The sequence below is a fragment of the Streptomyces corallincola genome (genome assembly GCF_019104725.1).
GTDB classification, from domain to species: Bacteria; Actinomycetota; Actinomycetes; order Streptomycetales; family Streptomycetaceae; genus Streptomyces; species Streptomyces corallincola.
In genome coordinates this window covers 95954-109407 of the sequence record NZ_JAHRXF010000017.1, presented here as the reverse complement: position 1 = coordinate 109407, position 13454 = coordinate 95954, and the positions used below count along the sequence as shown (strand labels likewise).

The window sequence follows — 13454 nt, the reverse complement described above, 5'->3', positions numbered from 1 at the left end:
CCCCACCTCCCACCGCCCCCCGCCCCCCCCAGCCTCCGACCCCCCCGCCCCCCCTCTTCCGCCCGCCATTGACCCGCACTTGCTTTGCTCAAGGAATGGACCACATCACCTTCCTGGTGGCGGTCGTCATCGTCACCGCGCTCGCTTTCGACTTCACCAACGGATTCCACGACACGGCGAACGCGATGGCGACGTCCATCGCAACGGGGGCGCTGACGCCACGGACAGCGGTTCTGGTGAGCGGTGTGCTCAACATCGTCGGGGCCTTCCTGTCCACGGAGGTGGCGAAGACGATCTCCGGCGGCATCGTGGACGACACCCTCGTCACCCCGGCGATGATCTTCGCCGGGCTGGTCGGGGCGATCCTCTGGAACCTCGTGACCTGGCTCGCGGGGCTGCCGTCCAGCTCCTCGCACGCGCTGTTCGGCGGACTCGTCGGCGCCGTGTGGGTGGGCGCGGGCGCGGACGGCGTACACCTGGACAAGGTCGTGGAGAAGGTACTGATCCCGGCCGTGCTCTCGCCGGTCGTCGCGGGCGCCGCCGCCCTGATCGCCACCTACCTCGCCTACCGCCTCACCCGCCACGCCCACGAACGCGGCGTGACCAGGGGTTTCCGGCTCGGCCAGATCGCCTCGGCCTCGCTGGTCTCCCTCGCGCACGGCACCAACGACGCACAGAAGACGATGGGCGTCATCACCCTCACCCTCATCTCGGCGGGCGCCCTCGGGCACGCGGCCGGGCCACCCGTGTGGGTGATCGCCGCGGCGGGCCTCGCCATCGGACTCGGTACGTACATCGGCGGCTGGCGCATCATCCGCACGATGGGCAAGGGCCTCACCGAGATCCAGTCCCCGCAGGGTTTCGCCGCCGAAACCGCGTCCACCACGGTCATCCTCACCTCCGCCCACCTCGGCTTCGCCCTGTCCACCACCCAGGTCGCCTCCGGCAGCATCCTCGGCGCCGGGCTCGGCCGACGACTCGCGGAGGTCCGCTGGGGTGTCGCGGGCCGGATGGCCGCCGCCTGGCTGATCACCCTGCCCGCCGCCGCGCTCGTCGGCGGACTCTCGGCCGCCGTCGTCAAACGCGGCGGCGACACCGGTACGGCCGTCATCGCCTTGGTCGCGCTCGCCGTGGCCACGGTCGTCGTGCTCGCAGCGCGCCGCAACCCGGTGGACGCGACGAACGTCAACGACACCCACGAAGTCAGCGTCCGCACCCCCGCGCCGACCGACGTCGGCAGCGCCGTCTGAGCCCGGAGACCGTCATGCATCTCGACTGGAACGCCCTCGGACAGGTCACCGCGGTAAGTATCGGCGTCACCGTCGCCGTGGTCGCCGTCTTCACCCTCGGCGTCCTCTGCCTCGCCCGCTCGGCAGAGGCGAGGGACCACAACTCCACTTCCAGTACGACGAGTTCACCGGAACCGTCCGGTACGGCACGGTCCCTCTCCGGCCAAGTGCAGGCCACGCTCTGCTTCCTCGCGTGCGCGGCGGTGGTCGTCTACGGCATCTACCTCATCGTTCCGCAGTTCCACTGACCCGAGTCGTACGACCTGCTCCGTACGACCTGCTCCGTACGACCTGTGCCGTGGGCGCGGGGCCGCTCGGCAGCTGGGCTGCTTCCTGCCTCCCCCCGCCGACGGCACCTGCCGTCGAACCCCGGTCAGACCTTGCAGAACCCGCTCGACCGCAAAGCCTGGTTGATCTGCCTGCCCTGCGCCTCGGTCGTCTTCACGTCCTTGTAGCTGAAGCGCTGCGCGGCCGTGTGGTCCAGGCGCGCACCACCCCCGTTGATCGACGAGCACTGGTTACGGGCCGCCGCGACGGCCTTGTCCTCGTACTTCACGATGTTCGGGCTGACGGCCGAGAGGTCGTGCAGCAGCCGCGCGCGCTTCGGGCCGCTGGGCTCGGGCGGGATACCGGCCGCCTTCGCGGCCGAGTGGCCGGGGGCCGCCTTGCCGTCGGCGGGCCGGGCGTTGTCCGGGGTGCTGGAGGCGGCCGAGGCGGCGGCTTTCGGCACCCCGGTACCTGTGCCGCTGCTGCTTCCGGCGGACGTGGTGGAGCCGTTGGAGCCGTCCGGATCGGCGGTGCCGGTGGACCCGGCGGACGCGGAAGCTGCCTCGCCCGGTACGGATGCGCTCCCGGCCGGTGCGGAACCGGGCTTGTCCCCGCCAGACTCGGACTGCCCCGGCCCGGAGCAGCCGACGACGGCGAAAGCGCCGACCGCGAGCAACGCGGCAGCGGTGATACGGGTGTTCATGTCCCCCCTGGGATCGTGCGGAGGGGTCATCATCCCCCGCCCCACGCACCCGGCGCCGTGATCGGCCGAACTCGGCCACATACCGCAGGAATTGGAGCACCAAGCAGGCGGCGACGGACATGCGGGCGGACATGGGCACACACATGCGCACACACATGCGGGCGGACATCCCCCTCACCTGAGTGACCGCCGCGACCACACCCCCCGTATGACCCCGGCCACGGCAAGGAATTCGCGTGTCCGGCGTCATACAAACGCCCTTCCCACAGCGTCAACGTGTCGTAATCAGCGACCTGTTGGGACCGCACCCCAGGGGAGGGAGACCCATGAAGCGCACCGATGCCGTCACGCGCCGCCCGGCGGTGGCCGTGGCCGCCGCCGGACTGTGCCTCGCCGCCGTCACCGTGTCCGCGCTGACCTCCTGCTCGACGGGCGCCGACGTCTCCGCCACGGCACGCGCCTCCACCGGCTTCAATTCCGGCTCCGGTTCCGGCCGCGACCTCACCTGGGCCGAGGACCTCCGCGTCTCCGACGCCGAACAGCACCTGATCACCCAGTGCATGCGCCGCCACGGCTTCCGTTTCCAGGACGAGCGACGACCCGGCCTCGCCGAGAGCCGCCCCCTCGGATACGTCCAGGACGACGTCAACTGGGCCCGCACCTACGGCTACGGCAGCCGGATCACGGCCCAGGAGGACCGCGCCCGCCTCGCCAACCCCAACGTCGCGTACCGCAAGGCCCTTTCACCGGACCGGCAGCGCGCCTTCGACACCGCGATGGACGGCGGCACCAGGAGCACCCAACTCCGGACCATGTCTCCCACCGGCGGCACCATCACCAAGATGTCCGGCGGCTGCACCGGCGAGGCCGAGAAGCGGCTCTACGGCGACCCGGCGCGCTGGTTCCGTACCGACACCACCGTCAGCAATCTCCGCCCGCTCTACGTCAACAAGCTGCTGAAGGACGGGGAGTTCACCCGCGCCGTGCACGCCTGGTCGGCCTGTATGAGACGTGCCGGGCACCCCTACCGGGACCCGGCCGCCGCCCGGCAGTCCACCCGCGAACACGACGCCGAGCGGACACCGGCCGAGGAGGCCCGAGGCTTCACCGCCGAGACCCGTCTCGCCGTCGCGGACGCCACCTGCGCCCGCTCCGTCCACCTCCGCACGATCGGCGAGCGCCGCGAGGCCCACTACGTCGATCAGCTCACCGGAAAATACGGCGCCCAACTCGACCTGTACCGGCGGATCAAGCAGGACGCCCTCACCCGCGCCGAGAAGACGGTGCCCGCCCGCACCTGAGCCGCCCCGGACCGCACCGGCCGCCGTCCGAACCCACTCTCCTCATCTCCGCACACCGCACACCGAACGGGGCTTCGCCATGCGCAAGTTGACCCTCTCCCTGACCACGCTCGGACTCGCCTCCCTCGGATGCGTCGCCCTCGGACTCGCACTGCCCGCCACCGCGCACGCCGGGCCCGGCTGCAACGCCAACTGGAACGCCCACGGCCGCGACGGCAACGTCCGCGCCTGGCGCGACCTCGACTGCCAGGGCGAACTCCTCGGCGTCACCCAGGGCAACGACCCCGACTGGTGGGACGCGTCCGGTCCCTTCCAGGGCAGCGACGGCGACGCCGCCACCTCCGTCATGAACAGCGGCTTCGTCGGCGGCAAGGACGTCGTCGCGTTCTACTACCACGTCCAGTACAACGACACCGCCTACGGCTGCCTCAAGCCGGGCGAGAAGTACGTGGACGACCTCACCCGGAACCACTTCACCAACGGCGCCAGGATGAACGACAACATCGTGTCGCACGCCTGGGTCCAGGCCAGCGCCTGCGCACCCAACTCGTTCATCAGCTAGGGCTATTACGCCGTAATAGGCGTCCGGCGCATCCACGCGTCCACGCGTTCACGCATCGGGGCGTCCGGACGGTCGGGCGCTCGGGCCCGCAGCGTCCGTGGGGCCGGTCCCCTCCGCGCGCCCTCCCCCCTTCACGCCTCCGTATCACCGCAACGCCTCCTCCGAGAGGCAGAACTGGAGTCCGTCATGCGCAAGTTGGCCGTCTCACTGGCCACCCTCGGCCTCGCCGCCCTCGGCGTAGCCGTACCCGCCACCGCCGCCCACGCCGGTACCAACTGCAACGCCAACTGGAACGCCCACGGCCGTGACGGCAACGTCCGGGCCTGGGACGGCACCGACTGCACCGGCACGCTGCTGGGCGTCACAGCGGGCAACGACCCCAACTGGGGCGACAGTTCCGGCCCGTTCACGGGCTCCGACGCCAACACGGCGTCGTCGGTCATGAACAGCGGCTTCGTCGGCGGCAAGGACGTCGTCGCCTTCTACTACCTGCCCAACTACGACGACAGGGCGTACGGCTGCCTCAAGCCGGGCGAGAAGTACGTGGACGACCTGGGGCGCAACCACTTCACCAACGGCGTCACCATGAACGACCGCATCGAGTCCCACGTCTGGGTGGCCAGCAGCGCCTGCGCGCCCAACTCCTTCATCAGCTGACCGCACGCACGGCTCATGCCAGCCCCGCCCCAACAGCCGTACAGGGAATGCTGGTTGAGCCTGGCCCGACCCGAACTCGCTGCCCCGCCGGTGTCCGTCCCGGCGGGGCAGCGCCATGTTCCGCGGCCGTCCTCGCGCGCGGCGGTGGCGCGGTGCCGTCAGAACGCCCCGGCCCGCTCCGCCCCCGGCTCCTCGTGGGCCCGCAACTCCTCGATGACGCTGTCCAGATGGGCGCGGGCCGCCGCCTCCGCAGCCTCGGGGGAGCCGGAGACCACGGCGTCGATGATCGCCAGGTGCTGCGGGAGGGACTGCGCGGGGCGGCCGGGGCGCAGGGCCAGCCGGAACTGGTAGCGGACCATCTGCCCCTTGAGCCGGTCCAGGAGTCCGGAGGCGACCTGCTGGCCGCTCATCTCGGCGACGGTGGCGTGCAGTTGGCGGTTGAGCGCGGAGTAGGTGTTGAGATCGCCGCCCGCGACCGCCTCGCGCATGGCGGTGCCGATGGCGAGCAGGGCGGCCCGGTCGGCGGCGGAGGCGTGCGTGGCGGCGCGCCGCGCGCACAGCGCTTCGAGCGCGGCCCGGCACTCGGTGATCTGTACGGCCTCCTCGACCGAGACCACGCGGACCCGGGCGCCCCGGTTCGGTACCAGCTCCACCAGTCCCTCGGCGGCGAGGTCCTGGAGGGCCTCGCGGACACAGCCGCGAGTGGCGCCGAGGGAGTCGGAGAGTTCCTGCTCGACCAGTCGTTGTCCGGGCACCAGATCGCCCCTGGACAGCGCCCGCCGAATGGACTCACTGACCAGACGGCGCCCCGCCTGCCCGCTCAACCTCTGATCCGCCACTGCGGCCCCTTCCCTTCCCCTGTCGCCGGCGTCGTCGGGAGTCTATCGGCCCTCCCGGAGATGGTGGAAATTCTCGTCCACATTATTGTCAACAATCTCGTTGATGGTTATGTTGGCGTGCGTTCCACCGTTTGGACGCGACGAAGGAGGCCACGATGACGCCGACCGGCCAGCCCCTGCCGCAAGGCCCCCAGGCCCCCACCCCCTACGGGCCGCAGGTCCCCGTCCCCTGCTGGTTCATGCGCGGTGGTACCTCGCGCGGCCCCTTCTTCCGGGCCGCCGACCTCCCGCTCGGCCGCGCGGCGCGCGACGCCGTCCTGCTCGCCGCGCTGGGCTCGCCCGACCCCCGGCAGATCGACGGCCTCGGCGGCGCGCACCCCCTGACCAGCAAGGCCGGGATCGTGGACCGCAGCGACCGGGACGGCGTTGACCTGGAGTTCCTGTTCGCCCAGCTCCAGCCGGACACCGACACCGTGGACACCACCCCGAACTGCGGGAACATGCTCGCCGCCGTCGTCCCCTTCGCCGTCGAGTCCGGGCTGCTGCGCCCCGACGCCGACACCACGACCGCGCGGGTGCTCACCCTGAACACCGGGACGATCGCCGAGATCACCATCAGTACCCCCAAGGGTCCTCAGGGTCGCTACGTCGAGTACGCGGGGGACACCCGCATCGACGGCGTACCCGGCACCGCCGCTGCCGTCAGCATCGGGTTCCTCGACACCGAGGGCGCGGTGTGCGACGGCCTGCTGCCCACCGGGAACGTACGGGACACCGTCGAGCTGGACGGCACCCGCGTGGACGTGACCTGCATCGACAACGGCATGCCCCTGGTCGTCGTCGCTGCGGCCGACCTCGGCCGCACGGGGCTGGAGACGCCCGAGCGGCTCAACGCCGACGACGAGCTGAAGGCCAGGGTGGAGACGCTGCGGCTGGCCTGCGGACACCTCATGGGCCTCGGGGACGTCAGCGCGCGGAACTACCCGAAGATGACCCTCGTCGCCCCGCCCCGCGCGGGCGGCACCCTCGCCACCCGCAGCTTCATCCCGCACGTCTGCCACGAGTCCATCGGCGTCCTCGCGGCCGTCACGGCGGCGACCGCGTGCGTACTGCCGGGCACGGTCGCCCACGAGGTGGCCGCGCTCGGCCCGTCCGGGACCGCCTCCGGCACCGCACCCGACGCCACCACCACCGACGCCACCACCCCCGCCGCCGACACCCCTGACGGCACCCCTCCGGGAGAACCCGGACCCTTCCGGGACATCTCCGTCGAGCACCCCTCCGGGTCCTTCGACCTCCGCCTCGGCCTCGACCCCGACAACCCCCTCCGGGTCACCCGCTCGGCCCTGCTCCGCACCGCCCGCCTGATCATGACGGGCAGCGTGCTGGTCCCGCCCACGGCATGGCCCCACCAGGAACGGACACGGGAGCCGGAGCATCCGCAGCGGGACAACCCCACACCCTGAACCCGGACCTCCCCACCACAGAACAGTCACCACGCCCCACATATGGGCCCGCACCACATGTGCGCCCACCACATGGGCCCGCACCACATGTACGACTCCACACGTCTCCCCCTCCGCGCGTCGTCCCCCCCGTGCACACGCCCCCACATGTACGCCCGCCACATAGGCCCCGCACACACACGTCCCCGCGCCCCACGCCCAGCGCCCCCACCCCCCTCCAGGAGCCACCCGCATGATCATCGACTGCCACGGCCACTTCACCACCGCGCCCGGTGCGCTGGGGGAGTGGCGTGACCGGCAGATCGCCGCCCTTGCCGACCCGTCCGCCACTCCGCCGGACCCGGCGGGACCCCGTATATCCGACGACGAACTGCGCGCGAGCGTCGAGCCGAACCAGCTCCGCCTGATGGACGAACGCGGCATCGACCTGACGGTCTTCTCGCCGCGTGCCTCCTTCATGGCGCACCACATCGGGGACTTCGGCACCTCCGCCGCCTGGGCAGCCGTCTGCAACGACCTGTGCGCCCGGGTCGCCGCGCTCTACCCCGAGCGGTTCGCCGTCGCCGCGATGCTGCCCCAGTCGCCCGGTGTGGACCCCGCCACCTGCGTACCCGAACTCCGACGCAGCGTCGAGGAGTTGGGTGCCGTGGCGATCAACCTCAACCCGGACCCCTCCGGCGGCGGCTGGACCGCGCCCCCGCTCACGGACCGCTCCTGGTACCCGGTGTACGAGGCGATGACCGAGTACGACATCCCCGCGATGGTGCACGTCAGCACCAGCGTCAACCCGGCCTTCCACACCACCGGCGCGCACTACCTGAACGCCGACACCACCGCGTTCATGCAGCTCGTGACCGGTGACCTCTTCGCCGACTTCCCCACCCTCCGGCTGATCGTCCCGCACGGCGGCGGCGCCGTCCCCTACCACTGGGGCCGTTTCCGGGGCCTGGCGATGGCGCTCGGCAAGCCGCCGCTGGAGCAACACGTCCTGGAAAACGTGTACTTCGACACCTGTGTCTACCACCAGCCCGGCTTCGACCTGCTGCTCGACGTCGTACCCCGCCGGAACATCCTGTTCGCCTCCGAGATGATCGGCGCCGTCCGCGACATCGACCCGCGCACCGGCCGGTACTTCGACGACACCCTCCGCTATCTGGAGGCCGCCGGTCTGCCCGCCGACGACGAGCACGCCGTGCGCGAGGCGAACGCGCGCGCTGTCTACCCCCGCCTGGACGCCCTGCTCAAGCGGCAGGGACGCTGAGATGAAGGAACCCGCCATGTACGAACTCGGCGTCGTCCACCAGGACATCGACCGCGCGGACCCCGAAGCCGTCCGGGACCTGTCCGGACTCGGCGTGGCCACCGTGCACGAGGCGATGGGCCGCACCGGTCTCCTCCGCCCGTACATCCGGCCCGTCTACCCCGAGGCCGACCTGTGCGGCACCGCCGTCACCGTGCTCCTCCAGCCTGGCGACAACTGGATGCTGCACGTCGCCGTCGAGCAACTCCGGCCCGGCGACGTGCTGGTGGCCGCCTGCACCACCGAGTCCGAGGACGGTTTCTTCGGCGAACTCCTGGCCACCTCCGCCCGCGCGCACGGCGCCGTCGGCCTCGTCATCGACGGCGGCTGCCGGGACGTGACCGAGCTGCGCCACATGGACTTCCCCGTGTTCAGCCGGGCCGTCAACGCACGCGGCACCGTCAAGGCGACCCTCGGCTCCGTGAACGTGCCGGTCGTCTGCGCGGGCGCCCTCGTCCGTCCCGGCGACGTCGTACGGGCCGACGCGGACGGTGTCGTCGTCGTCCCCGCCGAGCGGGCCGCCGAGGCCGCCGAGGCCGGGCGGCGCCGTGAGGAGAACGAGGCCGGTAAACGGAAACGCCTGGCGGAGGGGGAGCTGGGGCTCGACATGTACGCGATGCGGGAGAAGCTGGCGGCGGCGGGCCTGCGCTACACCGGCACCGGCCCGGTCACCACCGGCACCGGCCCGGTCACCACCGGAGCGGTCCGGACGCCGGGGGAGTCCTCGTGACCAAGCCCCCGCAGACCAGTGGCCCCTTCCAGAAGACCCCCGGCTGGCTCGACTGGTACCAGAACCCCTCACCCTCCGCCTTCACCCTCCCGCCCGGCACCGTGGACACGCACTGCCATGTCTTCGGCCCCGGCGCCGAGTTCCCGTACGCCCCGGAACGCAAGTACACCCCCTGTGATGCGAGCAAGGACCAACTGGATTCCCTGCACGCGCACTTGGGTGTGGCCCGCCGGGTTGTCGTCCAGGCCACCTGCCACGGCGCCGACAACTCCGCGATGGTGGACGCCGTACGGGCGGCCGACGGGCGGGCACGCGGTATCGCCACCGTCCGCCCCGACGTGACCGACGCCGAACTGGCCGGGCTGCACGCGGCCGGGGTGCGCGGGGTGCGGTTCAACTTCCTCAAGCGGCTGGTGAATCGCTCACCCAAGGAGGACCTGGCCGTCATCGCGCGGAAGATCGCCCCGCTCGGCTGGCACGTGGTCGTCTACTTCGAGAGCCAGGACCTGGCCGAACTCGCGGACTTCTTCACCGCGTTGCCCACCCCGCTGGTGGTGGACCACATGGGCCGACCGGACGTCGAACTCCCACCGGAAGGACCGGAGTTCGCCCGCTTCCTGCGGTTCGCGGAGCGTGCGGACGTGTGGGTGAAGGTCACCTGTCCCGAACGCCTCAGCCGTACCGGCCCGCCCGCGCTCGACGGGGAGCGGGAGTCGTACCAGGACGTGGTGCCGCACGCCCGCAAGGTCGTGGAGGAGTTCCCCGACTCCGTGCTGTGGGGCACCGACTGGCCGCACCCCAACCTGACCGGCCACATGCCCGACGACGGCCTGCTGACCTCGTGGATTCCCCGCATCGCGGTCACGGACGAGTCCCGCCGGAAGCTGCTGGTCACCAACCCGGCCCGCCTGTACTGGCCGGACGACCCCGCCTGACCCAACTCCCGCGCACAGCAGGGGAATCACCGCTCTCCGCACAACGCCCCACCCCATCCCCACACCACCCCGCCCGCCCACCTCCTTCGACGACGAGGGCCGCCATGCTCACTGTCAACGCCAACGCCCGGAACCGGCTGGACCGGTTGCCGATCTCGCGGTTCCACAGAATGACGCTGCTGGCCGTGTCGTTCGCGTACTTCTTCGAGTTCGCCGACATCAACAGCTTCGCCATCACCGCTCCCCGCCTGGTGAAACTCTGGGGTGTGACGGTCAGTCAGATTGCCTACGTCACCTCGCTGTCGTTCGTCGGCATGTTCATCGGCTCGGTCGCGGCGGGCCGACTGGCCGACCGGTGGGGCCGCAAAAGGGCGTTGACGGCGACCACGCTGTTCTTCAGCGTCTCCTCGCTCGCCGCCGTCTTCTCCTGGAACCTCGTCTCACTGAGCGCGTTCCGCATTCTGACCTCGGCCGGGCTGTCCGCGATGACGGTCGTCGCCGTGATCTACGTGGCCGAGGTGTTCCCGGCGGCCGTGCGCGGCAAGTACCAGGCGTACGCGATCGTCATCGGCATCTGCGGCACCCCGGTCACCAACTTCGTGGCCAGCGCGGTCGTACCGCTCAACGACTGGTCGTGGCGGCTGGTGTACCTGTGGGGCGCGCTCGGCGTGCTCTACCTCTTCTTCCTGCCGAAACTGCGGGAGTCGCCGCGCTGGTACGAGAGCCGGGGCGACCACGCGGCGGCCGACCGCGTGCTGCGCGAACTGGAGGCCGAGGCCACCGCGCAATCAGGCCGCCCGCTCCCCGAACCCGCCCCGCCCGTCGCCGAACCCCCGCGTATCACCGCCCCGTTGAAGCTCCTCACCCAGCGCCGCTATCTGCTCCCCACCCTCCTGCTCACCGTCCTCTGGGTCACCCAGACCATCGGCTTCTTCGGCTACTCCAGCTGGGCCCCGACCCTGCTCGCCCAACAGGGCTTCAGCGTGGAGAAGTCCGTCTTCTACGTCGCCCTCACCACCGTCGGCGCCCCGCTCGGCTCGTACCTGGCCGCCCTGGTCACCGACCGCTTCGAACGCAAGTGGTGCCTGGTCGTGTTCGGCACCGTCATCGCCGTCTGCGGCCTGCTGTACGGCCTCACGTTCAACCCGGTGCTGATCGTCGTGTTCGGCTTCCTCGTCAACCTCTTCGAACGCGGCTACACCGCCCTCGGCTACGCCTACTCCCCGGAACTCTTCGACACCGCCGGACGCTCCCTCGGCACCGGCGTCTCCTACGGCCTCGGCCGCCTCTCCAACGCCTTCGGCCCCCTCATCATCGCCGCCCTCTACAACACCTCCGGCTACCGCAGCGTCTTCATCTTCATCGCGGCGACCTGGCTGGTGGGCGCGATGGTCCTGGCGGCCTTCGGACCACGGACGATGCGACGCCGACTCCTGGAGAAGGAAGCGGCCGGGGTAGGAGGCACCGCCTGACGGGTCACCCCTCCCGGATGGCAGAAAAGGTGGGGTACTCGTCATTGCGGCCACCGCGCCCTGGGCGAAGGATGGACGCCATGACGCAGCGATCCGTGCTGGTCGTCCTCTTCGACGGCGTGCAGAGCCTGGACGTGACCGGTCCCCTGGAGGTCTTCACGGGAGCCGGTCGCCACACTGGCACTTCGTATGCGGTGTACACGGCCTCGCTGGACGGCACCCCCATCCGCACCTCCAGCGGCCTCACCCTGGTCCCCGACGGCCCCCTCCCTCGCCTCCGTGTGCAGCGGGGCGCTCCTGCTCGCTGCCGCCGGACTGCTGGACGGCCGCCGAGCCACCACCCACTGGGCGCTCTGCGACCACCTGGCCCGGACCCACCCCGCGGTGGAGGTCGATCCGGACCCGATCTTCGTCCGCGACGGACACATCGCTACCTCCGCCGGAGTCACCGCCGGTATCGATCTCGCGCTCGCGCTGGTCGAGGAGGACCACGACCGGGCCACCGCGCTCGCCGTCGCCCGGCACCTCGTTTCTCCCCGCGCCACTTCGCCCGTGCCTTCCACATCGAGACGGGCACCACACCCGGCCGCTACGTCGAGCGCGTCCGCATGGAGCACGCCCGGCGGCTCCTGGAGGACACGGCCGACGGGGTCGAGCGGATCTCCCGCGCCAGCGGCTACGGCACCCCGGAGGCGATGCGCCGTGCCTTCGTGAAGACCCTGGGCACAGCCCCGGCCGAGTACCGCCGCCGCTTCCGTCCGCACCCGCTCAAAGCCCGACAGATCGACGATATTCGTGACCGTCGGCAGAGTCCGCCGCGAGCCCGCTGAGAGGCAGCCCATGCAGATCGCCATCGTCCTCTTCGACCGCTTCACCGCACTCGACGCCGTCGGCCCGTACGAGATGTTGTGCCGCATTCCCGACGCCGAGACGGTGTTCGTCGCCGAGCGCCCCGGACTCGTACGTAACGACCGTGGAGACCTCGCACTGGTCGCGGACAGAGCACTGAGCGAAGTGCGTTCCCCCGACGTGCTGTTGGTTCCCGGCGGACCCGGCCAGTCGGACCAGATGGAGAACGAGGTCCTGCTCGACTGGCTGCGTACCGCCGACTCGGCCACCACTTGGACGACTTCGGTGTGCACCGGCTCCCTTCTGCTCGCCGCCGCCGGGCTGCTCACCGGCCGCCACGCCACCTCCCACTGGCTCGCCCTGGACACCCTCGCCCGCTTCGGCGCCGTACCGACTTCCGAACGCGTCGTCACCGACGCCAAGTTCGTCACCGCCGCCGGTGTCTCCGCCGGCATCGACATGGGCCTCACCCTCGTCGGCCGCCTCACCGACGACCTCCACGCCCAGGCGGTGCAACTGGGCACGGAGTACGACCCCCAGCCCCCGTACGACGCCGGCGCACCCCACAAGGCACCGGCCGAGGTCGTGCACGCCCTCAGGTCTCGGAGCCGCTTCCTCCTCCAGTAGGGGGCGTCCGGGACGCACGCCGTCGCTCGTGGCGCTCGCGCGCGGCTTCGTGGGCGTTTCGCAGCAGCCGCAGCGCGGCCGCGCCGGTGCGCTCGGCGGGGGCGAGGACGGAGACCCAGCCCTGGGGGGCGTAGAAGGGGTGAGGGTGGAAGCGGTCGGGCGGTGTGGGGTCGGGGAGGGGATCGGTACTGGTCAGAGCGGTCAGAGCCGAGCGGCCCACGTGGATGTTCAGGGTCCACGGAGCGGGGTCCGGTCCGGCCGTGGTGATCGTGGCGTAGGGCTGGGTGGTGCGGGGGAGGCGGCCGTCGGGCGAGTAGTAGAAGAAGGCGTCGCCCCAGGATTCCTCGGGGTACTCCCCTCCGGGTTCCGGGAGGAGGACGAGGGCGCCGGGGAAGCCGCGTACCGCCGCGATGATCTGTTCCATACTCATGGTTCAACCATGACCTTCAAGTGCTTG

The 13454-nt window shown here is 71.1% G+C and carries 14 protein-coding genes and 1 pseudogene; 12 read left to right on the top strand and 3 right to left on the bottom strand.

The features are described 5' to 3' along the window. The first annotated feature begins 95 nt into the window (after positions 1 to 95). Together KUM39_RS14015 and KUM39_RS14010 are read left to right on the top strand one after the other, a co-directional pair. Entirely contained in the window at positions 96 to 1250 is a 1155-nt protein-coding gene (locus KUM39_RS14015; RefSeq protein WP_217785920.1) for an inorganic phosphate transporter, read from the top strand. A gap of 14 nt (positions 1251 to 1264) precedes the next feature. Next, positions 1265 to 1537 carry a hypothetical protein gene (locus KUM39_RS14010; RefSeq protein WP_217785919.1) on the top strand — a complete coding sequence of 91 codons (273 nt, stop codon included), beginning with the start codon at positions 1265 to 1267 and terminating at the stop codon, positions 1535 to 1537. A 125-nt stretch (positions 1538 to 1662) separates the two neighbouring features. On the opposite strand, the gene KUM39_RS28170 is transcribed toward KUM39_RS14010, so the two are convergent. Beyond that, on the bottom strand, positions 1663 to 2259 hold the full coding sequence (locus KUM39_RS28170) for a hypothetical protein (protein WP_246620097.1): 597 nt from the start codon (positions 2257 to 2259) through the stop codon (positions 1663 to 1665). A 326-nt stretch (positions 2260 to 2585) separates the two neighbouring features. On the opposite strand from KUM39_RS28170, the gene KUM39_RS14000 reads away from it, so the two are divergent. The 3 genes from KUM39_RS14000 (at position 2586) to KUM39_RS13990 (ending at position 4779) form a co-directional block, all read left to right on the top strand. Continuing rightward, positions 2586 to 3560, top strand: a complete 975-nt coding sequence (locus tag KUM39_RS14000) for a hypothetical protein (protein WP_217785918.1) — start codon at positions 2586 to 2588, stop codon at positions 3558 to 3560. Between the two features lie 79 nt (positions 3561 to 3639). Continuing rightward, complete coding sequence (locus KUM39_RS13995) at positions 3640 to 4122, top strand: hypothetical protein (protein ID WP_217785917.1); 483 nt, start codon at positions 3640 to 3642, stop codon at positions 4120 to 4122. A gap of 186 nt (positions 4123 to 4308) precedes the next feature. Continuing rightward, complete coding sequence (locus KUM39_RS13990) at positions 4309 to 4779, top strand: hypothetical protein (RefSeq protein WP_217785916.1); 471 nt, start codon at positions 4309 to 4311, stop codon at positions 4777 to 4779. A gap of 158 nt (positions 4780 to 4937) precedes the next feature. Here KUM39_RS13990 and KUM39_RS13985 read toward each other — a convergent pair whose 3' ends face one another. Further along, positions 4938 to 5618 carry a GntR family transcriptional regulator gene (locus KUM39_RS13985; RefSeq protein WP_217785915.1) on the bottom strand — a complete coding sequence of 227 codons (681 nt, stop codon included), beginning with the start codon at positions 5616 to 5618 and terminating at the stop codon, positions 4938 to 4940. A 155-nt stretch (positions 5619 to 5773) separates the two neighbouring features. On the opposite strand from KUM39_RS13985, the gene KUM39_RS13980 reads away from it, so the two are divergent. The 7 genes and pseudogenes from KUM39_RS13980 to KUM39_RS13950 all read left to right on the top strand — a co-directional run bounded on the left by KUM39_RS13980 (position 5774) and on the right by KUM39_RS13950 (position 12997). Then, the gene (locus KUM39_RS13980) at positions 5774 to 7084 is read left to right on the top strand and encodes a 4-oxalomesaconate tautomerase (RefSeq protein WP_217785914.1); all 1311 of its coding nucleotides are present in this window, start codon (positions 5774 to 5776) and stop codon (positions 7082 to 7084) included. 232 nt (positions 7085 to 7316) lie between these two features. Then, complete coding sequence (locus KUM39_RS13975; RefSeq protein WP_217785913.1) at positions 7317 to 8345, top strand: amidohydrolase family protein; 1029 nt, start codon at positions 7317 to 7319, stop codon at positions 8343 to 8345. Between the two features lie 16 nt (positions 8346 to 8361). After that, the gene (locus KUM39_RS13970; RefSeq protein WP_217785931.1) at positions 8362 to 9114 is read left to right on the top strand and encodes a 4-carboxy-4-hydroxy-2-oxoadipate aldolase/oxaloacetate decarboxylase; all 753 of its coding nucleotides are present in this window, start codon (positions 8362 to 8364) and stop codon (positions 9112 to 9114) included. Continuing rightward, positions 9111 to 10049 carry an amidohydrolase family protein gene (locus tag KUM39_RS13965; protein ID WP_217785912.1) on the top strand — a complete coding sequence of 313 codons (939 nt, stop codon included), beginning with the start codon at positions 9111 to 9113 and terminating at the stop codon, positions 10047 to 10049. Before KUM39_RS13970 ends, KUM39_RS13965 begins: the two co-directional genes overlap by 4 nt. Positions 10050 to 10153: 104 nt before the next feature. Continuing rightward, positions 10154 to 11521, top strand: a complete 1368-nt coding sequence (locus tag KUM39_RS13960) for an MFS transporter (protein ID WP_217785911.1) — start codon at positions 10154 to 10156, stop codon at positions 11519 to 11521. Between the two features lie 80 nt (positions 11522 to 11601). Then, positions 11602 to 12351, top strand: a pseudogene (locus tag KUM39_RS13955) (GlxA family transcriptional regulator). 10 nt (positions 12352 to 12361) lie between these two features. After that, positions 12362 to 12997: a DJ-1/PfpI family protein gene (locus KUM39_RS13950; protein ID WP_217785910.1), complete on the top strand. Its 636-nt coding sequence runs from the start codon at positions 12362 to 12364 to the stop codon at positions 12995 to 12997. Here KUM39_RS13950 and KUM39_RS13945 read toward each other — a convergent pair. Next, positions 12966 to 13427, bottom strand: coding sequence for a DUF6194 family protein (locus KUM39_RS13945; protein WP_308288124.1), 462 nt, complete (start codon positions 13425 to 13427; stop codon positions 12966 to 12968). The genes KUM39_RS13950 and KUM39_RS13945 overlap by 32 nt on opposite strands. Positions 13428 to 13454 lie beyond the last annotated feature (27 nt).

Bases quoted from the DNA above. Each gene is read 5' to 3' on its own strand.
- KUM39_RS14015 (WP_217785920.1), top strand. From the start codon at position 96: ATGGACCACATCACCTTCCTGGTGGCGGTCGTCATCGTCACCGCGCTC.
- KUM39_RS14010 (WP_217785919.1), top strand. From the start codon at position 1,265: ATGCATCTCGACTGGAACGCCCTCGGACAGGTCACCGCGGTAAGTATC.
- KUM39_RS28170 (WP_246620097.1), bottom strand. From the start codon at position 2,259: ATGAACACCCGTATCACCGCTGCCGCGTTGCTCGCGGTCGGCGCTTTC.
- KUM39_RS14000 (WP_217785918.1), top strand. From the start codon at position 2,586: ATGAAGCGCACCGATGCCGTCACGCGCCGCCCGGCGGTGGCCGTGGCC.
- KUM39_RS13995 (WP_217785917.1), top strand. From the start codon at position 3,640: ATGCGCAAGTTGACCCTCTCCCTGACCACGCTCGGACTCGCCTCCCTC.
- KUM39_RS13990 (WP_217785916.1), top strand. From the start codon at position 4,309: ATGCGCAAGTTGGCCGTCTCACTGGCCACCCTCGGCCTCGCCGCCCTC.
- KUM39_RS13980 (WP_217785914.1), top strand. From the start codon at position 5,774: ATGACGCCGACCGGCCAGCCCCTGCCGCAAGGCCCCCAGGCCCCCACC.
- KUM39_RS13975 (WP_217785913.1), top strand. From the start codon at position 7,317: ATGATCATCGACTGCCACGGCCACTTCACCACCGCGCCCGGTGCGCTG.
- KUM39_RS13970 (WP_217785931.1), top strand. From the start codon at position 8,362: ATGTACGAACTCGGCGTCGTCCACCAGGACATCGACCGCGCGGACCCC.
- KUM39_RS13960 (WP_217785911.1), top strand. From the start codon at position 10,154: ATGCTCACTGTCAACGCCAACGCCCGGAACCGGCTGGACCGGTTGCCG.
- KUM39_RS13950 (WP_217785910.1), top strand. From the start codon at position 12,362: ATGCAGATCGCCATCGTCCTCTTCGACCGCTTCACCGCACTCGACGCC.
- KUM39_RS13945 (WP_308288124.1), bottom strand. From the start codon at position 13,427: ATGAGTATGGAACAGATCATCGCGGCGGTACGCGGCTTCCCCGGCGCC.